Origin of the sequence: Variovorax trehalosi, from assembly GCF_051216415.1 — a bacterium.
Classification (GTDB): domain Bacteria; phylum Pseudomonadota; class Gammaproteobacteria; order Burkholderiales; family Burkholderiaceae_C; genus Variovorax.
The window spans coordinates 40,158-56,621 of record NZ_JBPJZG010000009.1; the positions used below are offsets into that span (position 1 = coordinate 40,158).

Genomic DNA, 16,464 nt, shown 5'->3' on the forward strand with positions numbered 1-16,464 from the left:
GGACGCCAGATGCAGGGGCTGCTGCAGTTCACGATGGACCTGTTCGAGGGGCTGGGCAGCGAGTTCGCACAGCCCGAGCCGCCCGCGCCGCGCCCGAAGAAGGTCCGCAAGGCTGCGCCGCCCGTCGCGACACCGTTGCCCTTCGCCCCGCCATTGCCCGAAGAGGTCAAGAACACCGGTCCGGCACTGCCAGCGATCCCGCTGCGCGACACGCTGACGCTCGCGAGCTTCATCCATCCGCAGGCCACGCGCGAGCTTGTGCTGGGCTCGGCACGCGTGGCCTACGAATTCAAGCGCGGCAAGCGCAAGACCATCGGTTTTCTCGTGGGCGCCGACGGGTTGTCTGTGCGCGCGCCGCGCTGGGTCGCGCTGCGCGACGTCGATGCCGCGGTGCGCGAAAAGGCCGACTGGATCCTGCGCAAGTTGCAGGAAACGCAGCAGCGCCACGCGCGCGTCGAAGCCACGCGCATCGAGTGGAAGGATGGTGCCGGATTTCCGTTCATGGGCGAGCCGGTCGTGATCCGGCTCGATCCGAAGCACGGCTTTGCCAGCGTCGGCGGCACGCTCGACGAGGCCGAGGTTGCAGGCGGTCCGCGCATCCTGCGGCTGGCCGTCGCGCAGAACGCCGAGCCCTCGCAGATACGCGATGCCGCGCAAGCCTGGCTCATGCGGCAGGCGCGCAAGCTCTTCATCGAGCGGCTCGATCATTTCGCGCCGCTGCTCGGCGTGCGCTGGCAGAAGCTGTCGCTGTCGAACGCGGCCACGCGATGGGGCAGCGCGAGCGCGGATGGATCGCTCCGGCTGAACTGGCGGCTCATTCATTTCCGCCTGCCGGTGATCGACTACGTGGTGGCGCACGAGCTGGCCCACCTGCGCGTAATGGACCACTCGCACCGCTTCTGGGAAACCGTGGAGAGCGTGGTGCCCGACTACGACGTGCTGCGCCAGCAGCTCAAGGACGAAGCCGTCCCACGCTGGAACTGACCAGCGCCGCTGCGCGTTATTCCTTGACCGACCCGGTCATCCCCGAAACGTAGTACTCGACGAAGAACGAGTAGATGAACGCCACCGGCAGCGAGCCCAGCAGCGCGCCGGCCATGAGAGGCCCCCACTGGTACACATCGCCCTGCACCAGCTCGGTCACCACGCCGACCGGCAGCGTCTTCATCTCCGACGACGAGATGAAGGTGAGCGCGTAGATGAATTCGTTCCACGACAGCGTGAACGCGAAGATGCCCGCCGAGATGAGCCCGGGCACCGCAAGCGGCAGCACGATCTTCACGAGGATCTGCCAGCGGCTTGCGCCATCGATGAGCGCGCATTCTTCGAGCTCGGCCGGGATCGAGCGGAAGTAGCCCATCAGGAGCCAGGTGCAGAAGGGAATGAGGAAGGTCGGGTAGGTGAGGATCAGCGCCCAGCGTGTGTCGAACAGGCCGAGGTTGAACACCACGTTCGCGAGCGGAATGAACAAAATCGACGGCGGCACCATGTACGCGAGAAAGATCGACAGCCCGACGTGCTTCGATCCCTTGAAGCGCAGCCGCTCGATGGCATACGCCGCGAACACCGAGGCCGCGAGCGACACGAAGGTCGATACCACCGACACCAGCACCGTGTTCCACAGCCACTGCGGGTACGAGGTCTCGAACAGCAGCTTGTAGAAGTGCGAGAGCGTCGGGTTGATCACCCAGAACGGATTGCCTTCGCGCGAGAGCAGCTCGGCATCGGGCTTCACCGAGGTGATGGCCATCCAGTAGAACGGGAACAGCAGCACGATCAAGAAAACCACGAGCGGCAGGTACACGGTCACCGCCTTGCGCGGGATCGTGTCGAGGTAGCTCATGCCGACGGTGTCGACCTGGCCGGCATTGCTCATTGGAAGTTCCTCATTTGTCCGAACCGCCCTGCTGCCACGCGCGCCGCTGCAGGCCGAAGAAGCTGAACATCACGCACGCCAGCAGGAACGGCACCATCGCGATCGCAATGGCCGCGCCTTCGCCGAGCGCACCGCCCGAAATGGCGCGCTGGAACGACAGCGTGGCCATCAGGTGCGTCGCGTTCAGCGGGCCGCCGCGGGTGATGACGTAGATCAGCTGGAAGTCGGTGAAGGTGAACAGCACCGAGAAGGTCATGACCACCGCGATGATCGGCGTGAGCAGCGGCATCGTCACATGGCGGAACTGCTGCCACGGCGTCGCGCCGTCGATGGCGGAGGCTTCGTAGTAAGAGGGCGAGATCGTCTGCAGCCCGGCCAGCAGCGTGATCGCCACGAAGGGAACGCCGCGCCACACGTTGGCGATGATCACCGCGATGCGCGCGTTCCACTCGGAACCGAGAAAATCGATGTACTGGTCGATGAGACCCATCTTCACCAGCGCCCAGCTGATGATGGAGAACTGCGAGTCGTAGATCCACCAGAACGCGATGGCCGAGAGCGCAGTGGGCACGATGTACGGCAGCAGGATCACTGCGCGGAAAAAAGTCTTGAAGCGGATGTTCCGGTTCAGCAAGATCGCGAGCCACAGCCCGAGCAAGAACTTCAGCACGCTCGCCACTGCCGTGTAGAAGAGCGTGTTGAAGAGGGCGAGCCGGGTCACGGCATCGCCCCACAGGTACTCGTAGTTCTCCAGGCCGATCCACTGGCCTGCGCGGCCCACCTTGGCGTCGGTGAAGCCGAGGTAGGTGCCCAGGCCGAGCGGGTAGGTCAGGAACAGGAGCAGCAGCACCGCCGCCGGAAACATGAACGCCAGGCCAAGTGCGTTGCGGCTGTTCTGGAACCGGGCGAGGAGCGTCATGGGCGGGCTGCTTCAGGTGGAGTTGAAAAGAAGATCAGACCTTGTAGTAGCGCTCGGCACGCTTCTGCGCGCGCTCGGCGGCTTCCTTCGGCGTCTTCGATCCGCTCGCGGCTTCGGCCACCATGTTCGGAATGATGAAGTCCGCCGCCGCGCCGGCCGAGGCGTAGCCCAGCTTGCCGTCGTAGCCGGCCGGGCGCAGGTTCTTCACCGAGTCGCGGTACGGCATGTTCTTCGGGTCCGAGGTCCAGATCGCGCTGTTCTCGTAGAAGCGCAGGGGCTGCGCCACGTAGCCGCCGCCGCCCTGCAGCCATGGGTCGAACTGCTCCTTCTCCATCATGAAGCGCAGGAACTCCTTGGCCGCCTGCGGGAATTTCGTGTACTTCATGACCATCTGGTTGAAGAACAGGTGCGACTCCGTCGGCACGCCGACCGGGCCGATGGGGAACACCGCGTGGTTGATGTCCGCGGCCATTTCCTTGACCTTCGGGTCGGCCGAATTCTTGGCCGCATAGTAGACCGAGATGCCGTTGTTGGTGACGCTGATCTGCCCGTCGAGAAAAGCCTTGTTGTTGTTCGGGTCCAGCCAAGAGAGCGTGCCCGGAATGAAGTTGGCGTAGAGCTCCTTGCCGTACTCCAGCGCCTTCAGCGTCTCGGGGCTGTCGATGACCACCTTGTTCGTCTTGTCGACCAGCTTGCCGCCGTGCGACCAGATGAGCCAGTTGCACCAGGTGCTGTCGCCCGTTGCGTTGCCCAGCGCCATGCCACCGGGCGTGCCCTTTTCCTTCAGCGCCTTGTAGAGCTTGAGGAAGTCGTCGGTGGTCTTGGGGAAGGTCGCGAAGCCCGCGGCCTTGACCATGCTCTCGCGGTACACGATGAGCGAGCCCGAGGCGCCCAGCGGCAGGCCCAGCCACTTCTTGCCGTCGGGGCGCATGAAGGCTTCGCCGGCCGGATACCAGCCGCCGTATTTCTTGCCGAGGTATTCGGCGAGGTCCGTCACGTCGAGCAGCTTGTCGGGATAGAGATTGGCGTCGTCGTTGGTCGACAAAATGATGTCGGGGCCCGCGCCGGTGTTGGCGGCCACCGCGGCCTTCGGGCGCACGTCTTCCCAGCCTTCGTTGTCCACGCGCACTTCGACGCCCGTGGCCTCGGTGAATTTCTTGACGTTGGCCATGTAGGCATCGATATCGCCCTGCACGAAGCGACTCCACCGCAGCACGCGCAGCTTGGCGCCCTTCTCGGGCTTGAACGTCAGGTTCTGCGCCTGCGCGAACGGTGCGAACAGGGCGCTGCCCGTGCCGACAGTCGCGGCAGCGGCAACGCCGGCCGAACTCTCGAGAAACTTGCGGCGATTGAAATCACTCATGGCTGTCTCCTTCGTTGTAAACGGACCGGTGTGAACCAAAAATCAGGCGACCAGGCGCAGGCCGCTTTCGGCATCGAACAAATGGGCGCGCGCGAGATCGGGCAAGAGATGGATCGTGCTGCCGGGCGCGAAGTCGTAGCGCTCGCGGAACACGGCCGAGAGTTCGGCGCCTTCATGGCGGCACGCGACGAAGGTGTCCATGCCGGTCGGCTCCATCACCACCACGCGCGACGGAATGCCGCCGCTGTCGCCGAGCGTCAGGTGCTCGGGGCGCGTGCCGTACACCACGGGCTGGCCGTCGGTGCCGCCTGCGTGAATGGGCGCGTCGAGCCGCGTGCCGTCGGGCAGTTCGACATGCGCCGCACCGCCCGCGCGCCGCAGCGTGCCGGGCAAAAAGTTCATGGCCGGCGAGCCGATGAAGCCCGCGACGAACTGGTTGGCCGGGTGGTCGTACAGGTCCAGCGGGCTGCCGGTCTGCTCGATGCGGCCGTCGCGCATCACCACGATCTTGTCGCCCATGGTCATGGCTTCGATCTGGTCGTGGGTGACGTAGATAGAGGTGGTCTTCAGGCGCTGGTGCAGCTCCTTGATCTCGCTGCGCATCGCCACGCGCAGCTTGGCGTCGAGGTTGGACAGCGGTTCGTCGAAGAGAAACACCTGCGGATCGCGCACGATCGCGCGCCCCATCGCCACGCGCTGGCGCTGGCCGCCGGAGAGCTGGCGCGGATAGCGTTCGAGCAGTGGCTTGAGCGCTAGGATTTCGGCCGCGCGCTGCACCTTGCTGTCGATGGTGGCCTTGTCCATCTTCGCGAGCGAGAGGGCGAAGGCCATGTTGTCGCGCACCGTCATGTGCGGATAGAGCGCGTAGTTCTGGAACACCATCGCGATGTCCCGCTCCTTGGGCGGCAGGTCGTTCACGCGGCGTTCGCCGATGCGGATCTCGCCGCCGTGGATTTCCTCCAGCCCCGCGATCATGCGCAGCAATGTCGACTTGCCGCAGCCCGAAGGGCCCACGAGCACCGTGAATGAACCGTCGGCAATGTCGATGTCCACCCCGTGAAGGATGGCGACTTCGCCGAATCGCTTCTTGACCGCCTGAATCGTGACACTGGCCATGCAAGGAGTCCTGACAAATCGCGGGAAGGAAAGCCAAGCAACACGGAGACCTCCGCATCGCAGCCCGCGCAGTATCGGTACTCGTTTTTGAAACCGGTATCAGGGCAAACCGGTACGAGAAAATCCCGGTTGACTTGTATGATGACCCGATAACCGTGCTCCACTTTTCCGCTGCCGTGCAGGCCTCCGCCCTCTCAGAATCCTTTCCTCTGGTCACGGACCGCCTGTCTGACCGGCTCGCTTCGCGGCTGGCTGCGCAGATCGAATCGGGCGCGCTGCGGCCCGGCGATCGTCTTCCTACCGAACAGCAACTCGCGGCCTCGCACGGCGTCTCGCGCACCGTGGTGCGCGAGGCGGTGCATCAACTCAAGTCGCAGGCGCTGGTCACTTCGCGGCAAGGCCTGGGCTGCTTCGTGGCGCAGGCGCCGCTCAATCGTCCGCTCGCCTTCGACCCCGCCGTGCTCGAGTCGGTACAGGCGGTCGTGCATGTGGTCGAGGTGCGCCGCGTGCTCGAAGGCGAGATCGCCGCGCTCGCCGCCAAGCGCGCGACGCGCAGCCAGATCGCGGCGCTGCGGCGCGCGCTCAAGGCCATCGACACGGCCGCCGCCGCAGGGCAGGACGGCGTGGCCGAAGACCTCGCCTTCCACCGCGTGATCGGCGAGGCGACTGGCAATCCGCAGTTCCGTTTGCTGCTCGGCTTTCTCGAGCAATACCTGCGCGAAGGCATGCGCATCACGCGCGGCAACGAGGCGCGCCGGCTCGACTTCATGGAAGCGGTGCAGAACGAGCATCGCGCCATCGTCGAAGCCATCGCGGCGCGCGACCCCGTGGCTGCGCGCCATCACGCCACGCAGCACCTGATCCGCGGCGAGCAGCGGCTCGTCGAAGGCGGCGTCATCACCGGGCAGCGCCGTCGCGCCGCGGCATATGCGCTGCGCAAGGCCGCACCGGCAACCACCGCCAAACGCACAACCGGCACCACCAAGAGGACCAAGAGGGACACCCCATGAAACTGTTGATCACCGGAGGCGGCGGCTTCGTCGGCTCCCGACTTGCGCGAGCGCTGCTCGCGCGCGGCACGCTGGCCGGCCAGCGCATCGAGCGGCTGGTGCTGACCGACATCGCACCGCCGCCGGCCGACCTGCTGGCCGATGCGCGCGTCGAGGCCCGCACCGGCCCGCTGCTCGCGCAGACCGAAGCGCTGAAGACGGAAGCCTTCGATGGCGTGTTCCATCTCGCCTCGGCCGTGTCGGGCGAATGCGAGGCCGACTTCGAACTCGGCCTGCGTTCCAACCTCGACAGCACGCGCGCGCTGCTCGATGCGTTGCGTGCCAACGTCGGCGCAGGCGGCAAGGTGACGCGGCTGGTGTTCTCCAGCTCGGTCGCGGTGTTCGGCCCCGACCCGTCGGTGCCGTTGCCCAAGCTGGTGGCCGACGACACGCTGCCGCTGCCGCAGACCTCCTACGGCACGCAGAAGCTGGTGTGCGAGCACCTTATCTCCGACTACACCCGCAAGGGCTACATCGACGGCCGCGCGGCGCGGCTGATGACCGTCACCGTGCGGCCGGGTCGCCCGAACGGCGCCGCCTCGTCGTTCTTCAGCGGCATCATCCGCGAGCCGCTGGCGGGCGTGGAATCGATCTGCCCGGTGTCGCCCGACGTGTCGCACCCGATGACTTCGCCGGCGCGCACGGTCGATGGGCTCATCGCCGTCTACGAAGCCAGCCGCGAGGCCTTCGGCGGGCGCGCCGCGCTCAACCTGCCGGCACTCAACGTGCGCGTGAGCGACATGCTCGATGCGCTCGAGGAAGTGGCCGGCGCCAAGGTGCGCGCGCTGGTGCGTTTCGAGCGCGACGAACGCATCGCCGGCATCGTGGCCAACTGGCCCGCCGGTGCCACGGCCGAGCGTGCGGCGCGGCTGGGCTTGCATCCGCACGAGAATTTCGCAGACATCATTCGCCAATACATCGCCGATTGCGCCGCGCTTCCGAATGCGGCAGAAACCCTGAAGGGAATGTCCTGATGAGCAAGAAGAAAAGCCCCACGTCCAAGTCGAAGAGCAACGCCTCGAAGAAATCTTCGGGTGCGCTCAAGCTGCGCTCGCAAGAGTGGTTCGACAACCCGGCCAACACCGACATGACGGCGCTCTACATCGAGCGCACCATGAACTTCGGGCTCGGCCTCGACGAACTGCAATCGGGCCGGCCGATCATCGGCATTGCGCAGACGGGCTCCGACATCGCGCCCTGCAACCGCCACCACCTGGTGCTGGCCGAGCGCGTGCGCGAGGGCATCCGCGATGCGGGCGGCATCGCGTTCGAGTTTCCGATCCATCCGATCCAGGAGACCTGCAAGCGCCCGACCGCCTCGCTCGATCGCAATCTGCAGTACCTCTCGCTGGTCGAAATTCTCTACGGCTACCCGCTCGACGGCGTGGTGCTGACCACCGGCTGCGACAAGACCACGCCGGCGCAACTGATGGCCGCCGCCACGGTCGACATTCCGGCCATTGCGCTCAACTCCGGGCCGATGCTCAACGGCTGGTACAAGGGCGAGCGCACGGGCTCGGGCACCATCGTCTGGAAGGCGCGCGAGCTGCTGGCGGCGGGCGAGATCGACGAGACCGGCTTCCTGAAGCTCGTGGCGTCTTCGGCGCCATCGACCGGCCACTGCAACACCATGGGCACGGCCTCCACGATGAACTCGCTGGCCGAGGCGCTCGGCATGACGCTGCCCGGCAGCGCGGCCATTCCCGCGCCGTACCGCGACCGCCAGGAAATGGCCTACATGACCGGCAAGCGCATCGTCGAGATGGTGCGCGAGAACCTCAAGCCCTCGGACATCCTGACGCGCGCCGCCTTCGAGAACGCGATCGTCGTGAACTCGGCCATCGGCGGCTCGACCAACGCGCCGATCCACCTGAACGCCATCGCACGCCACATCGGCGTGCCGCTGACCACCGGCGATTGGGAAAAGCACGGCTACAAGATTCCGCTCTTGGTCAACCTGCAGCCCGCGGGCGAGTACCTCGGTGAGGACTACTACCGCGCGGGCGGCGTGCCCGCGGTGGTGGCCGAGTTGATCGCCAAGGGCAAGATCCAGCCCGCGCTCACCGTCAACGGCAAGACGATCATCGAGAACTGCGAAGGCCGCTTCACCGAAGACCGGAAGGTGATCTTCCCGTACGCCAAGCCGATGATGAAGAACGCCGGATTCCTCGACTTCAGCGGCAACCTCTTCGACTCCGCGATCATGAAGACCAGCGTGATCACGCCCGAGTTCCACTCCCGGTACCTGGAGGACCCCGCCGACCCGATGGCCTTCGAAGGCACGGCCGTGGTGTTCGACGGACCGGAGGATTACCACCGCCGCATCGACGATCCGAAGATGAAGATCGATGCGCACAGCATCCTGTTCATGCGCGGCGTCGGGCCGGTCGGTTACCCCGGCGCGGCCGAGGTCGTGAACATGCGGGCGCCGGCCTACCTGCTGAAGAAAGGCGTCACCGCGCTGCCCTGCATTGGCGACGGACGGCAATCGGGTACCTCAGGCTCGCCATCGATCCTGAATGCGTCGCCCGAAGCGGCGACCGGCGGTGCGCTGGCGCTGCTGAAGACGGGCGACCGCGTGCGCATCGACCTGAAGAAGCGCACGGCGAACATGCTGGTGTCGGACGAGGAACTGGCCAAGCGTCGCCAGAAGCTCGAGGCCGCCGGCGGCTACGCGTACCCACCGAGCCAGACGCCGTGGCAGGAGATTCAGCGCGCGGTGGTGGACGAGCTTTCCGAGGGCATGGTGCTCAAGCCGGCGATCAAGTATCAAAAGATCCACGCCACCTTCGGCGTGCCGCGCGACAACCACTGAGGCAGCCGCCGCGCTGGGTGCTTCAGGCGCTCAGCGCGCGTGCGTCACGCCGCCGTCCACGACAAGCGTGGAGCCCATCACATAGTCGCCCGCGCGCGAGGCGAGGTAGATCGCGGCGCCGGCCATGTCTTCCGGCGTGCCGATGCGGCCCGCGGGAATGCGGCCCTTGACCTCGTCGCCGTGGTCGCGCGCGTCCTTGTTCATGTCAGAGGCGAATGCGCCCGGTGCGATCGCGCTCACCACGATGCGGTCTTGCGCGAGGCGCAACGCCATGCGGCGCGTGAGCTGGATCAGCCCGGCCTTGCTGGCTGCATACGAATACGTTTCCTGCGGGTTCACCGAGATGCCGTCGATCGAGGCGATGTTGATCACCTTCGAGAGGTGATCGGTCGCGGCCTTCTTGAGCATCGGCGTGAGCGCCTGCGTGAGGAAGAAGGGCGTCTTGAGGTTCAGGTCGACCACCTTGTCCCAGCCGCTCTCGGGAAACTCGGCATACGGCGCGCCCCAGGCGGCGCCGGCGTTGTTGACGAGGATGTCGAGCGAGCCTTCGTGCTTCGCATAGGCATCGACCAGTGCCTGGGCACCTTCGACCGTGGACACGTCCGCCGGCAGCGAGACGCAGTGGCCGAAGGCCGAGAGTTCCTTGGCGGTCTGGTCGCAGGCCGCGGCCTTGCGCGCCGAGATGTAGACGCGCGCGCCCTGGGCGAGGAACCCCTCGGCGATCATGCGGCCGATGCCGCGCGAGCCACCGGTGATCAAGGCGGTGCGGCCCTTCAGCGAGAAGAGTTGGGTGGTGTCCATGGTACGGGTGTCTCCTGAATGAAAAATTTCAGGAAACGAGCTTAGTGCGGAGCGTGCCCACGCCGCGTCACCTTGGTGCCAGCGACAGGCTCCGGGGGCTGGTGAAGCTGCGCAGGTCGCCGGTGACCGGGTCCTGGAACGCGACCGACTTGGCCAGCAACTGCAGGGGCTTGTCGAAGTCGTCGGTGTTCTCGGGCAGCAGCACGGGGTAGATCGGGTCGTTCTCTATCGGCATGCCGAGCGCCAGGCAGTGCACGCGCAGCTGATGCTTGCGGCCTGTGACGGGCGAAAGCCGCAGCAAGGCCCGGTTGCCGAGCGTCTCCTGCACGACGATGTGCGTCTCGGAGTTGGGCTCGCCCGGCTCTTCCCGCATGCGCATGAAGTGCTCGTCGTCGACGAGGCGGCTTCGGTAGATGTCGGGTACCGACGAAACGCCCGCCTGCCACGGAACCACCGCCTCGTAATGCTTGGCGATGCGGCGCTCCGGAAACATCTGCTGGTAGGCGCCGCGCGTCTCGCGCCGCACCGAGAACAGCACCAAGCCCGAGGTGCTGCGGTCGATGCGGTGCAGCGGCACGAGGTCATCGATGCGCAGCTTGCGCTTGAGCCGCACGAGCAGGCTTTCCTGCAGGTACTTGCCGGTGGGCGTGACGGGCAGGAACGGGGGCTTGTCGGCCACGACGAGCTGGTCGTCCTGGAACAGCACCTGTGCCTCGAAGGGGATGTGCACTTCGCCGTCGAGCGTTCGGTAGTAGTACACGCGCAGCGGCGATTCGTAGCGGCGTTCGACGGTGACGGGCGCGCGGTGCTCGTCGATCACGTCGCCGGCCGCGATGCGCTCCAGCCATGCGTCGCGCGTGATCGCGGGAAAGCGCTCGATGAGGAATTCGGCGATGGTCGGCCAGGCGCCGTGGGGCAGGCCGACGCAGCTGGGGCCCACGCCGTCGCGGGTGGGCAGCGGCAGCCGGTGGGTGGTCATTGCGCGGCTTCCCGCTGCAGCACCGACAGCGCGTCGGCGAAGGAAGGGCGCGAGGGCACGTGGGGGTGCATGCAGCGGTCCTTCAATGCGGACATGGCGGCGGGCGGTGCATCGCTGCAGCGGTCGAGCAGTTCTTCGAGCAGGCAGCCGAAGGCGCGCATCTCCAGGCGCTGCAAGGCCTGAGCTTGCGCCGCATCGAGCGAGCCGGTCATCCACCCCGCGCCGAAGTCGCCGAGCCGGCCGCCGCCTTGCGCATTCCACAGGATGTTGTGCGCGTAGAGGTCGCCATGGAGGATGCCGCGTGCATGCAGGTGCTGCATGGCGGAGGCGATGTCGCGTGCGATGCGCAGTGCGACGTCCGCCGTCCATTGCGCATCGTCCGCATAGACGTCGCGCGTGCACGAGGCGAGGCTCGGCGGTCCTGCGAGCGTGCGGAAAGAGGGCGGCACGAGCGCCATCACGAGGCCTTCGGTGCCATCGGGGTGGCCATCGATGCGGCTCTGCGCGGCGATCAGCGTGGGGTGCGCGCCGGCCGCGATGCAGGCGGCCATTTCGCTGTGCGGCCAGCCGTCGCTGGTGACCGCGCCCTTGAAGAGCTTGACCGCCACTTCCTGCCGCGAAGACTTCAGCGTCGCCTGGTGGATCACGCCCGATGCGCCTTCGCCGAGCTTCTTGCCGAGCGTGAGGTCGCGCCAATCGACATGCGGCACTGACTGCGCGGTGATCGCCGAGTCTTCCGCTTGCGTGTCGAACGGATTGCCCGCGGCCGCAAGCCACGAGAGACGCGGCAGGGAGAACAGCCACTCGGGCAGCGCCTCGAAGCGGTTGGCGGAGATGCGCAGCAGTTCGAGCTGCTGCAGCGCGGCCATCGAATCAGGCAACCGGGCCAGCCGGTTGCCCGCGAGCATGAGTTTCTGCATTCGCGTGCAATGGCCGAGCGTGTCGGGCAGTTCCCCGATCTGGTTGTCCGTGAGGATCAGCCAACGCAGCGAGGGCGGCAATGCAGCGGCCGGCACGCTCGCGATGCGGTTGGCCTTGAAGCCGACGATGTCGATGCCATCGCATCCGCCGATGGCTTCGGGCAGCACCGTGAAGCGGTTGTCGGAGCAGAACAGCACCCGCAGCTTGTGCAGGCGGCTCAAGTCATCGGGCAGCGCATCGAGCGCATTGCCGGAGAGGTTCAGTGTTTCGAGCGAATCGGCGAGGTCGAAGATCTCGCGCGGGAACTCGGTGAGTCCGCACGAGAGATCGAGCCTGGTGGCGCCTGCCAGCCGACCCGCGCGCAGCTCGGCCAGTGTGTCCATCCGCCGAGTCTAAATCCCTAGCTTCGGGGACCGAAGCGGTAGACGCCGTCCTTGCCCAACTCGCGCTTCACCTGGCCCGAGAACCACAGGAGGTGCAGGTGCGCCACCGTCTCGCCCATCGCGAAGGTGATCTGGTGCAGGTCGAGCTCGCGCTTGAAGAGAATCGGCAGGCCCTCGGCCGCCGTGAGCGCGCGCGCGGTACAGGCCTCGAGCAGTTCGGCCAGCCGGTCGCGGTGATGCTCCTGCAACTGGTCGACGCGGCGGTGGATGCCGGTGAACGGCTTGCCGTGCGAGGGCAGCCCCACCGTGTCGGCCGGCAGCGCCTTGAACTTGTCGATGCTGTCCAGGAAGAGCCGCAGCGAATTGGCCTCGGGCTCGCCCGCGTGCACGCTCACGTTGGTCGAGATGCGCGGCAGCATCATGTCGCCGCCCAGCAGCAGCTTCTGCTCGTCGCAGTACAGCGCGATGTGCTCGGGCGCATGGCCGTAGCCGCTGATGCAGCGCCACGCGCGGCCGCCGATGGTGACGATGTCGCCGTCCATCATGCGCACGTACCGGTCGGGCACCGCGGGCACCATGTTCGCGTAGTAGTTGGTGCGCGCGCGGATCTTGGCGATGCCTTCCGCGTCGGTCATGCCGTGCGAGGCGAAGAAGTCCGCCGCCGCATCGCCGCCCGCCAGCGTGTCGCCGGCGGTGCTCAGCACGCGGGCCACGTGGTAGTCGGTGGCGCTGATCCATAGCGGCGCGCCCCAGCGTTTGCACAGCCAGTCGGCCAGGCCGATGTGGTCGGGGTGCATGTGGGTGACGATCACGCGCAGGATCGGCAGGCCCTCCAGCTGCGTCTCGAAGATCTGCTCCCATTGCGCGCGCGCCTCGTCGTGCGAGATGCAGCAATCGACGACGCTCCAGCCCTGCACGCCGTCGATCGTGTCGCGCAGCAGCCAGAGGTTGATGTGGTCCAGCGCGAAGGGCAGCCGCATGCGGATCCAGCGCACGCCGGGCGCGACTTCCAGGGCTTCGCCGGGCCCGGGCAGGGTGTCGCCCAGGGTGTAGTGGAGTTCGCGTTCGAGGAGGTTCATGTAAGATTGACGTTTACGTAAACGTCATGTGTAGGTGGCATCATTGTAGGGAGCGGGGCAGAAACCTGCTGTCGCCCTCATAACACCCCTCCTGGCGCTTTCCGGAACGTCCTTTCACCCCCCGCATGTCCACGCCAACCTTCACCATCAGCGAGCTCGCGAAGGAATTCGACCTCACCACCAGGGCGATCCGCTTCTACGAGGACATGGGCCTGCTCACGCCCGAGCGCGCCGGCCTGCAGCGCGTGTACAGTGCGCGCGACCGGGCGCGGCTCACGCTCACGCTGCGCGCCAAGCGCCTGGGCCTGAGCCTCACGGAGGCCAAGGACATCCTGGACATGTACGACAGCCCGCGAGACACCGTGCCGCAGCTGCGGAAGTTTCTCGGCGTGCTGGGCGCCCACCGGGCCCAGCTGGAGGCGCAGCTGAACGAGCTGCAGGCCAACCTGGCCGAAGTGAGGGAGCATGAGAAAAAGGGCCGCGCCACCCTGGCCAAGGCCCAGAAAGCGGCCAGGGCCACAGAGGCATCCTGACCGGTACACGACTCATCGACAATCAAGACTATGTCCGACACCAACCTCGAAGACCTGTTCGCCCACAACCGTGCCTGGTCCGCACAGATGGAACGCGACCGGCCCGGCTTCTTCACCAGCCTGGTGAAGCAGCAGACGCCGCGCTACATGTGGATCGGCTGCTCCGACAGCCGCGTGCCCGCCAACCAGATCACGGGCCTGGAGCCCGGCGAAGTGTTCGTGCACCGCAACGTCGCCAACATCGTGGTGCACTCCGACCTCAATGCGCTCTCGGCGATCCAGTTCGCGGTGGAGCACCTGAAGGTCGAGCACATCATGGTGGTGGGCCATTACGGCTGCGCAGGCGTGAAGGCCGCGCTCAGCGGCAAGCGCATCGGCCTGGCCGACAACTGGATCCGCCACATCCAGGACGTGCGCGACCGCCACAGCGTGATGATCGAAAGCCTGCCCGAAGAGGTGCGCGTCGATGCGCTGTGCGAGCTCAACGTGGCCGAGCAGGTGGTCAACGTGGCCGTGAGCACCGTGATGGTCGATGCCTGGGCGCGCGGCCAGAAGGTGCTGATCCACGGCTGGACCTTCGGCGTGCACGACGGCCTCTTGCAGGACCTGGGCCTGAGCGTCGATGGCGCCAAGCCGCTCGATGCGGCCTACAAGGCCGCGGTGCAGCGCATCCGCTACAAGTGGAGCAAGCCGGCGGGCGCGGCGGCGCTGTCCTCGCCCTCCGCGCAGGCGGGCGCCGACGGCACCGAAGACGCGGCGAAGTAATCCGGCCGGGCCCATGTTCCCGCAGCGCCTCGATTCACCGCTGGCCTACGACATCGCCAAGGCGATGATCGATGGCTTCAACCGGCACTACCGGTTGTTCCGCGCTGAATCGGCGCGCGCCAAGCACCGTTTCGAGACCGCCGACTGGCACGGCCAGCAGCGGGCGCAGCGCGAACGCATCGAGTTCTACGACCTGCGCGTGAACGAGGCCGTGGCCCGGCTCGAGAAAGAGTTCAAGGCCGGTGACCAGCCGATGGAGGTGTGGCACCAGGTCAAGCTGCACTTCATCGGCCTTTTGGTGGACCACCACCAGCCCGAGCTGGCCGAGAGCTTCTTCAACTCGGTGACCACCAAGATCCTGCACCGCGCTTACTTCCAGAACGACTTCATCTTCGTTCGCCCCGCGATCAGTACCGAGTACATCGAGCCGCGCGGCGCGCCGACCTATCGCCCGTATTACCCCGCGCACGACACGCTGGCCGACACCCTCGAGCAGATGCTCGACGACTTCGCGCTGCAGGGCAGCTATGCGAACAAGCGGCGCGATGCGGAGCGCGTGGCGCACGTCATCCTGAACCGCTTTCAGCAGGTGAAGCTGCGCGCCAACTTCCAGCTGCAGGTGCTCTCGGGCCTCTTCTTCCGGAACAAGGGCGCGTACGTGGTCGGAAAGATCATGAACGGCTTCACCGAGATTCCGTTCTCGCTGCCGATCCTGCACGACAGCACCGGCAAGTTCTACATCGACGCGGCGCTCTTCGGCGAAGACGACCTGCAGATGCTGTTCAGCTTTGCGCGCGCCTACTTCATGGTCGACATGGAAGTGCCCTCGGCCTGGGTGCAGTTTTTGCGCTCGCTGATGCCGCGCAAGCCGCGCGCCGAAATCTACAACGCACTCGGCCTCGCCAAGCAGGGCAAGACGCTGTTCTACCGCGACTTCCTCTCGCACCTCAACTATTCGAGCGACCGCTTTCGCATCGCACCCGGCATCAAGGGCATGGTCATGCTGGTGTTCGACCTGCCCTCGTTTCCGTTCGTCTTCAAGGTCATCAAGGACTTCTATCCGCCGCAGAAGGACACCACGCGCGAGCAGATCAAGGGCAAGTACATGCTCGTGAAGCAGCACGACCGCGTGGGCCGCATGGCCGACACGCTGGAGTACAGCGACGTGGGTTTCCCGCTCGACCGCTTCGAGCCCGAGCTGATCGAGGAGATCCAGAAGTTCGCGCCCAGCCAGCTGGAGATCGGCGACCGCGACGGCAACGGGGAGATGGAGGTCGTGGTCAAGCACGTCTATATCGAGCGCCGCATGATTCCGCTGAACATCTACCTGCAGGAAGCCTTCGACACGCTGGCCGACCCCGAGAGCCCGGCCCACGCAAAGCGCGCGAAGGACCAGCTGGAGCACGCGGTGGTCGAGTACGGCAACGCCATCAAGGACATGGTCGCGGCCAACATCTTCCCCGGAGACATGCTGTGGAAGAACTTCGGCGTCACGCGCGGCGGCAAGGTGGTGTTCTACGACTACGACGAGATCGAATACATCACCGACTGCAAGTTCCGCAAGGTGCCCACGCCGCGCAACGAAGAAGACGAGATGAGCGGCGAGGTCTGGTACTCGGTGGGCCCGAAGGATGTGTTCCCCGAGACCTTCGAGCCCTTCCTGCTCGGCAACCAGGACGTGCGCGCCGCCTTCATGGCGCACCACGCCGACCTGCTCGACGCTGCCTTCTGGCAGCACCACAAGGAACGCATCCAGGCCGGGCAGATGCTCGATGTGTTCCCGTACGAAGAATCGCAACGCTTCCAGCACGAGGGGCACGCGACCCATTTCTGACCGGCCGCGGCCCAGGCCGCAGCCACCGTTC

Annotated in this window: 15 protein-coding genes; 7 read left to right on the top strand and 8 right to left on the bottom strand. The window is 66.3% G+C overall.

The genetic code is table 11. The features are described from left to right. The first annotated feature begins 9 nt into the window (after positions 1–9). Positions 10–984, top strand: a complete 975-nt coding sequence (locus ACSFA7_RS28075; protein ID WP_435502388.1) for a M48 family metallopeptidase — start codon at positions 10–12, stop codon at positions 982–984. A 16-nt stretch (positions 985–1,000) separates the two neighbouring features. Here the strand turns inward: ACSFA7_RS28075 and ACSFA7_RS28080 are convergent, their stop codons facing one another. The 4 genes from ACSFA7_RS28080 to ACSFA7_RS28095 are packed head-to-tail and all read right to left on the bottom strand — an operon-like array spanning position 1,001 to position 5,274. After that, positions 1,001–1,876 (bottom strand): carbohydrate ABC transporter permease, encoded by an 876-nt coding sequence (locus ACSFA7_RS28080; RefSeq protein WP_435502389.1) that lies wholly within the window; start codon positions 1,874–1,876, stop codon positions 1,001–1,003. 10 nt (positions 1,877–1,886) lie between these two features. After that, positions 1,887–2,795, bottom strand: coding sequence for a carbohydrate ABC transporter permease (locus tag ACSFA7_RS28085; RefSeq protein WP_435502390.1), 909 nt, complete (start codon positions 2,793–2,795; stop codon positions 1,887–1,889). A 34-nt stretch (positions 2,796–2,829) separates the two neighbouring features. Next, positions 2,830–4,158 carry an ABC transporter substrate-binding protein gene (locus tag ACSFA7_RS28090; protein ID WP_435502391.1) on the bottom strand — a complete coding sequence of 443 codons (1,329 nt, stop codon included), beginning with the start codon at positions 4,156–4,158 and terminating at the stop codon, positions 2,830–2,832. Between the two features lie 42 nt (positions 4,159–4,200). Continuing rightward, the gene (locus ACSFA7_RS28095; protein ID WP_435502392.1) at positions 4,201–5,274 is read right to left on the bottom strand and encodes an ABC transporter ATP-binding protein; all 1,074 of its coding nucleotides are present in this window, start codon (positions 5,272–5,274) and stop codon (positions 4,201–4,203) included. 176 nt (positions 5,275–5,450) lie between these two features. Between ACSFA7_RS28095 and ACSFA7_RS28100 the strand changes: the two genes are divergently transcribed. Genes ACSFA7_RS28100 through ACSFA7_RS28110 form a run of 3 tightly spaced genes read left to right on the top strand, consistent with a single transcriptional unit; the run spans position 5,451 to position 9,138 of the window. Continuing rightward, positions 5,451–6,284 carry a FadR/GntR family transcriptional regulator gene (locus ACSFA7_RS28100; RefSeq protein ID WP_435502393.1) on the top strand — a complete coding sequence of 278 codons (834 nt, stop codon included), beginning with the start codon at positions 5,451–5,453 and terminating at the stop codon, positions 6,282–6,284. Continuing rightward, positions 6,281–7,297, top strand: coding sequence for a D-erythronate dehydrogenase (gene denD, locus ACSFA7_RS28105; RefSeq protein WP_435502394.1), 1,017 nt, complete (start codon positions 6,281–6,283; stop codon positions 7,295–7,297). The genes ACSFA7_RS28100 and denD overlap by 4 nt, the downstream gene beginning before the upstream one ends. After that, positions 7,297–9,138: an IlvD/Edd family dehydratase gene (locus tag ACSFA7_RS28110; protein ID WP_435502395.1), complete on the top strand. Its 1,842-nt coding sequence runs from the start codon at positions 7,297–7,299 to the stop codon at positions 9,136–9,138. The genes denD and ACSFA7_RS28110 overlap by 1 nt, the downstream gene beginning before the upstream one ends. A 30-nt stretch (positions 9,139–9,168) precedes the next feature. Here the strand turns inward: ACSFA7_RS28110 and ACSFA7_RS28115 are convergent, their stop codons facing one another. The 4 genes from ACSFA7_RS28115 to ACSFA7_RS28130 all read right to left on the bottom strand — a co-directional run bounded on the left by ACSFA7_RS28115 (position 9,169) and on the right by ACSFA7_RS28130 (position 13,301). Then, complete coding sequence (locus tag ACSFA7_RS28115; RefSeq protein ID WP_257864927.1) at positions 9,169–9,939, bottom strand: SDR family oxidoreductase; 771 nt, start codon at positions 9,937–9,939, stop codon at positions 9,169–9,171. 67 nt (positions 9,940–10,006) lie between these two features. Then, the gene (locus ACSFA7_RS28120) at positions 10,007–10,918 is read right to left on the bottom strand and encodes a pseudouridine synthase (RefSeq protein ID WP_435502396.1); all 912 of its coding nucleotides are present in this window, start codon (positions 10,916–10,918) and stop codon (positions 10,007–10,009) included. Next, positions 10,915–12,222: a leucine-rich repeat-containing protein kinase family protein gene (locus ACSFA7_RS28125; RefSeq protein WP_435502397.1), complete on the bottom strand. Its 1,308-nt coding sequence runs from the start codon at positions 12,220–12,222 to the stop codon at positions 10,915–10,917. Before ACSFA7_RS28125 ends, ACSFA7_RS28120 begins: the two co-directional genes overlap by 4 nt. Positions 12,223–12,239: 17 nt before the next feature. Continuing rightward, on the bottom strand, positions 12,240–13,301 hold the full coding sequence (locus ACSFA7_RS28130; protein ID WP_435502398.1) for an MBL fold metallo-hydrolase: 1,062 nt from the start codon (positions 13,299–13,301) through the stop codon (positions 12,240–12,242). A 125-nt stretch (positions 13,302–13,426) separates the two neighbouring features. On the opposite strand from ACSFA7_RS28130, the gene ACSFA7_RS28135 reads away from it, so the two are divergent. From ACSFA7_RS28135 to aceK, 3 genes are read left to right on the top strand one after another with little or no spacing between them, the layout of a single operon-like run. Further along, complete coding sequence (locus tag ACSFA7_RS28135) at positions 13,427–13,834, top strand: MerR family transcriptional regulator (RefSeq protein ID WP_435502399.1); 408 nt, start codon at positions 13,427–13,429, stop codon at positions 13,832–13,834. A gap of 30 nt (positions 13,835–13,864) precedes the next feature. Beyond that, entirely contained in the window at positions 13,865–14,599 is a 735-nt protein-coding gene (gene can / locus ACSFA7_RS28140; protein ID WP_435502400.1) for a carbonate dehydratase, read from the top strand. 13 nt (positions 14,600–14,612) lie between these two features. Then, a complete protein-coding gene (aceK, locus tag ACSFA7_RS28145; protein WP_435502401.1) occupies positions 14,613–16,433 on the top strand; it encodes a bifunctional isocitrate dehydrogenase kinase/phosphatase in 1,821 nt (606 codons plus the stop codon). The last annotated feature ends 31 nt before the right edge of the window (positions 16,434–16,464 follow it).

Bases quoted from the DNA above. Each gene is read 5' to 3' on its own strand.
- ACSFA7_RS28130 (WP_435502398.1), bottom strand. From the start codon at position 13,301: ATGAACCTCCTCGAACGCGAACTCCACTACACCCTGGGCGACACCCTG.
- ACSFA7_RS28120 (WP_435502396.1), bottom strand. From the start codon at position 10,918: ATGACCACCCACCGGCTGCCGCTGCCCACCCGCGACGGCGTGGGCCCC.
- ACSFA7_RS28125 (WP_435502397.1), bottom strand. From the start codon at position 12,222: ATGGACACACTGGCCGAGCTGCGCGCGGGTCGGCTGGCAGGCGCCACC.
- denD (WP_435502394.1), top strand. From the start codon at position 6,281: ATGAAACTGTTGATCACCGGAGGCGGCGGCTTCGTCGGCTCCCGACTT.
- ACSFA7_RS28135 (WP_435502399.1), top strand. From the start codon at position 13,427: ATGTCCACGCCAACCTTCACCATCAGCGAGCTCGCGAAGGAATTCGAC.
- ACSFA7_RS28115 (WP_257864927.1), bottom strand. From the start codon at position 9,939: ATGGACACCACCCAACTCTTCTCGCTGAAGGGCCGCACCGCCTTGATC.
- ACSFA7_RS28090 (WP_435502391.1), bottom strand. From the start codon at position 4,158: ATGAGTGATTTCAATCGCCGCAAGTTTCTCGAGAGTTCGGCCGGCGTT.
- ACSFA7_RS28075 (WP_435502388.1), top strand. From the start codon at position 10: ATGCAGGGGCTGCTGCAGTTCACGATGGACCTGTTCGAGGGGCTGGGC.
- ACSFA7_RS28110 (WP_435502395.1), top strand. From the start codon at position 7,297: ATGAGCAAGAAGAAAAGCCCCACGTCCAAGTCGAAGAGCAACGCCTCG.
- ACSFA7_RS28085 (WP_435502390.1), bottom strand. From the start codon at position 2,795: ATGACGCTCCTCGCCCGGTTCCAGAACAGCCGCAACGCACTTGGCCTG.
- aceK (WP_435502401.1), top strand. From the start codon at position 14,613: ATGTTCCCGCAGCGCCTCGATTCACCGCTGGCCTACGACATCGCCAAG.
- ACSFA7_RS28095 (WP_435502392.1), bottom strand. From the start codon at position 5,274: ATGGCCAGTGTCACGATTCAGGCGGTCAAGAAGCGATTCGGCGAAGTC.
- ACSFA7_RS28080 (WP_435502389.1), bottom strand. From the start codon at position 1,876: ATGAGCAATGCCGGCCAGGTCGACACCGTCGGCATGAGCTACCTCGAC.
- can (WP_435502400.1), top strand. From the start codon at position 13,865: ATGTCCGACACCAACCTCGAAGACCTGTTCGCCCACAACCGTGCCTGG.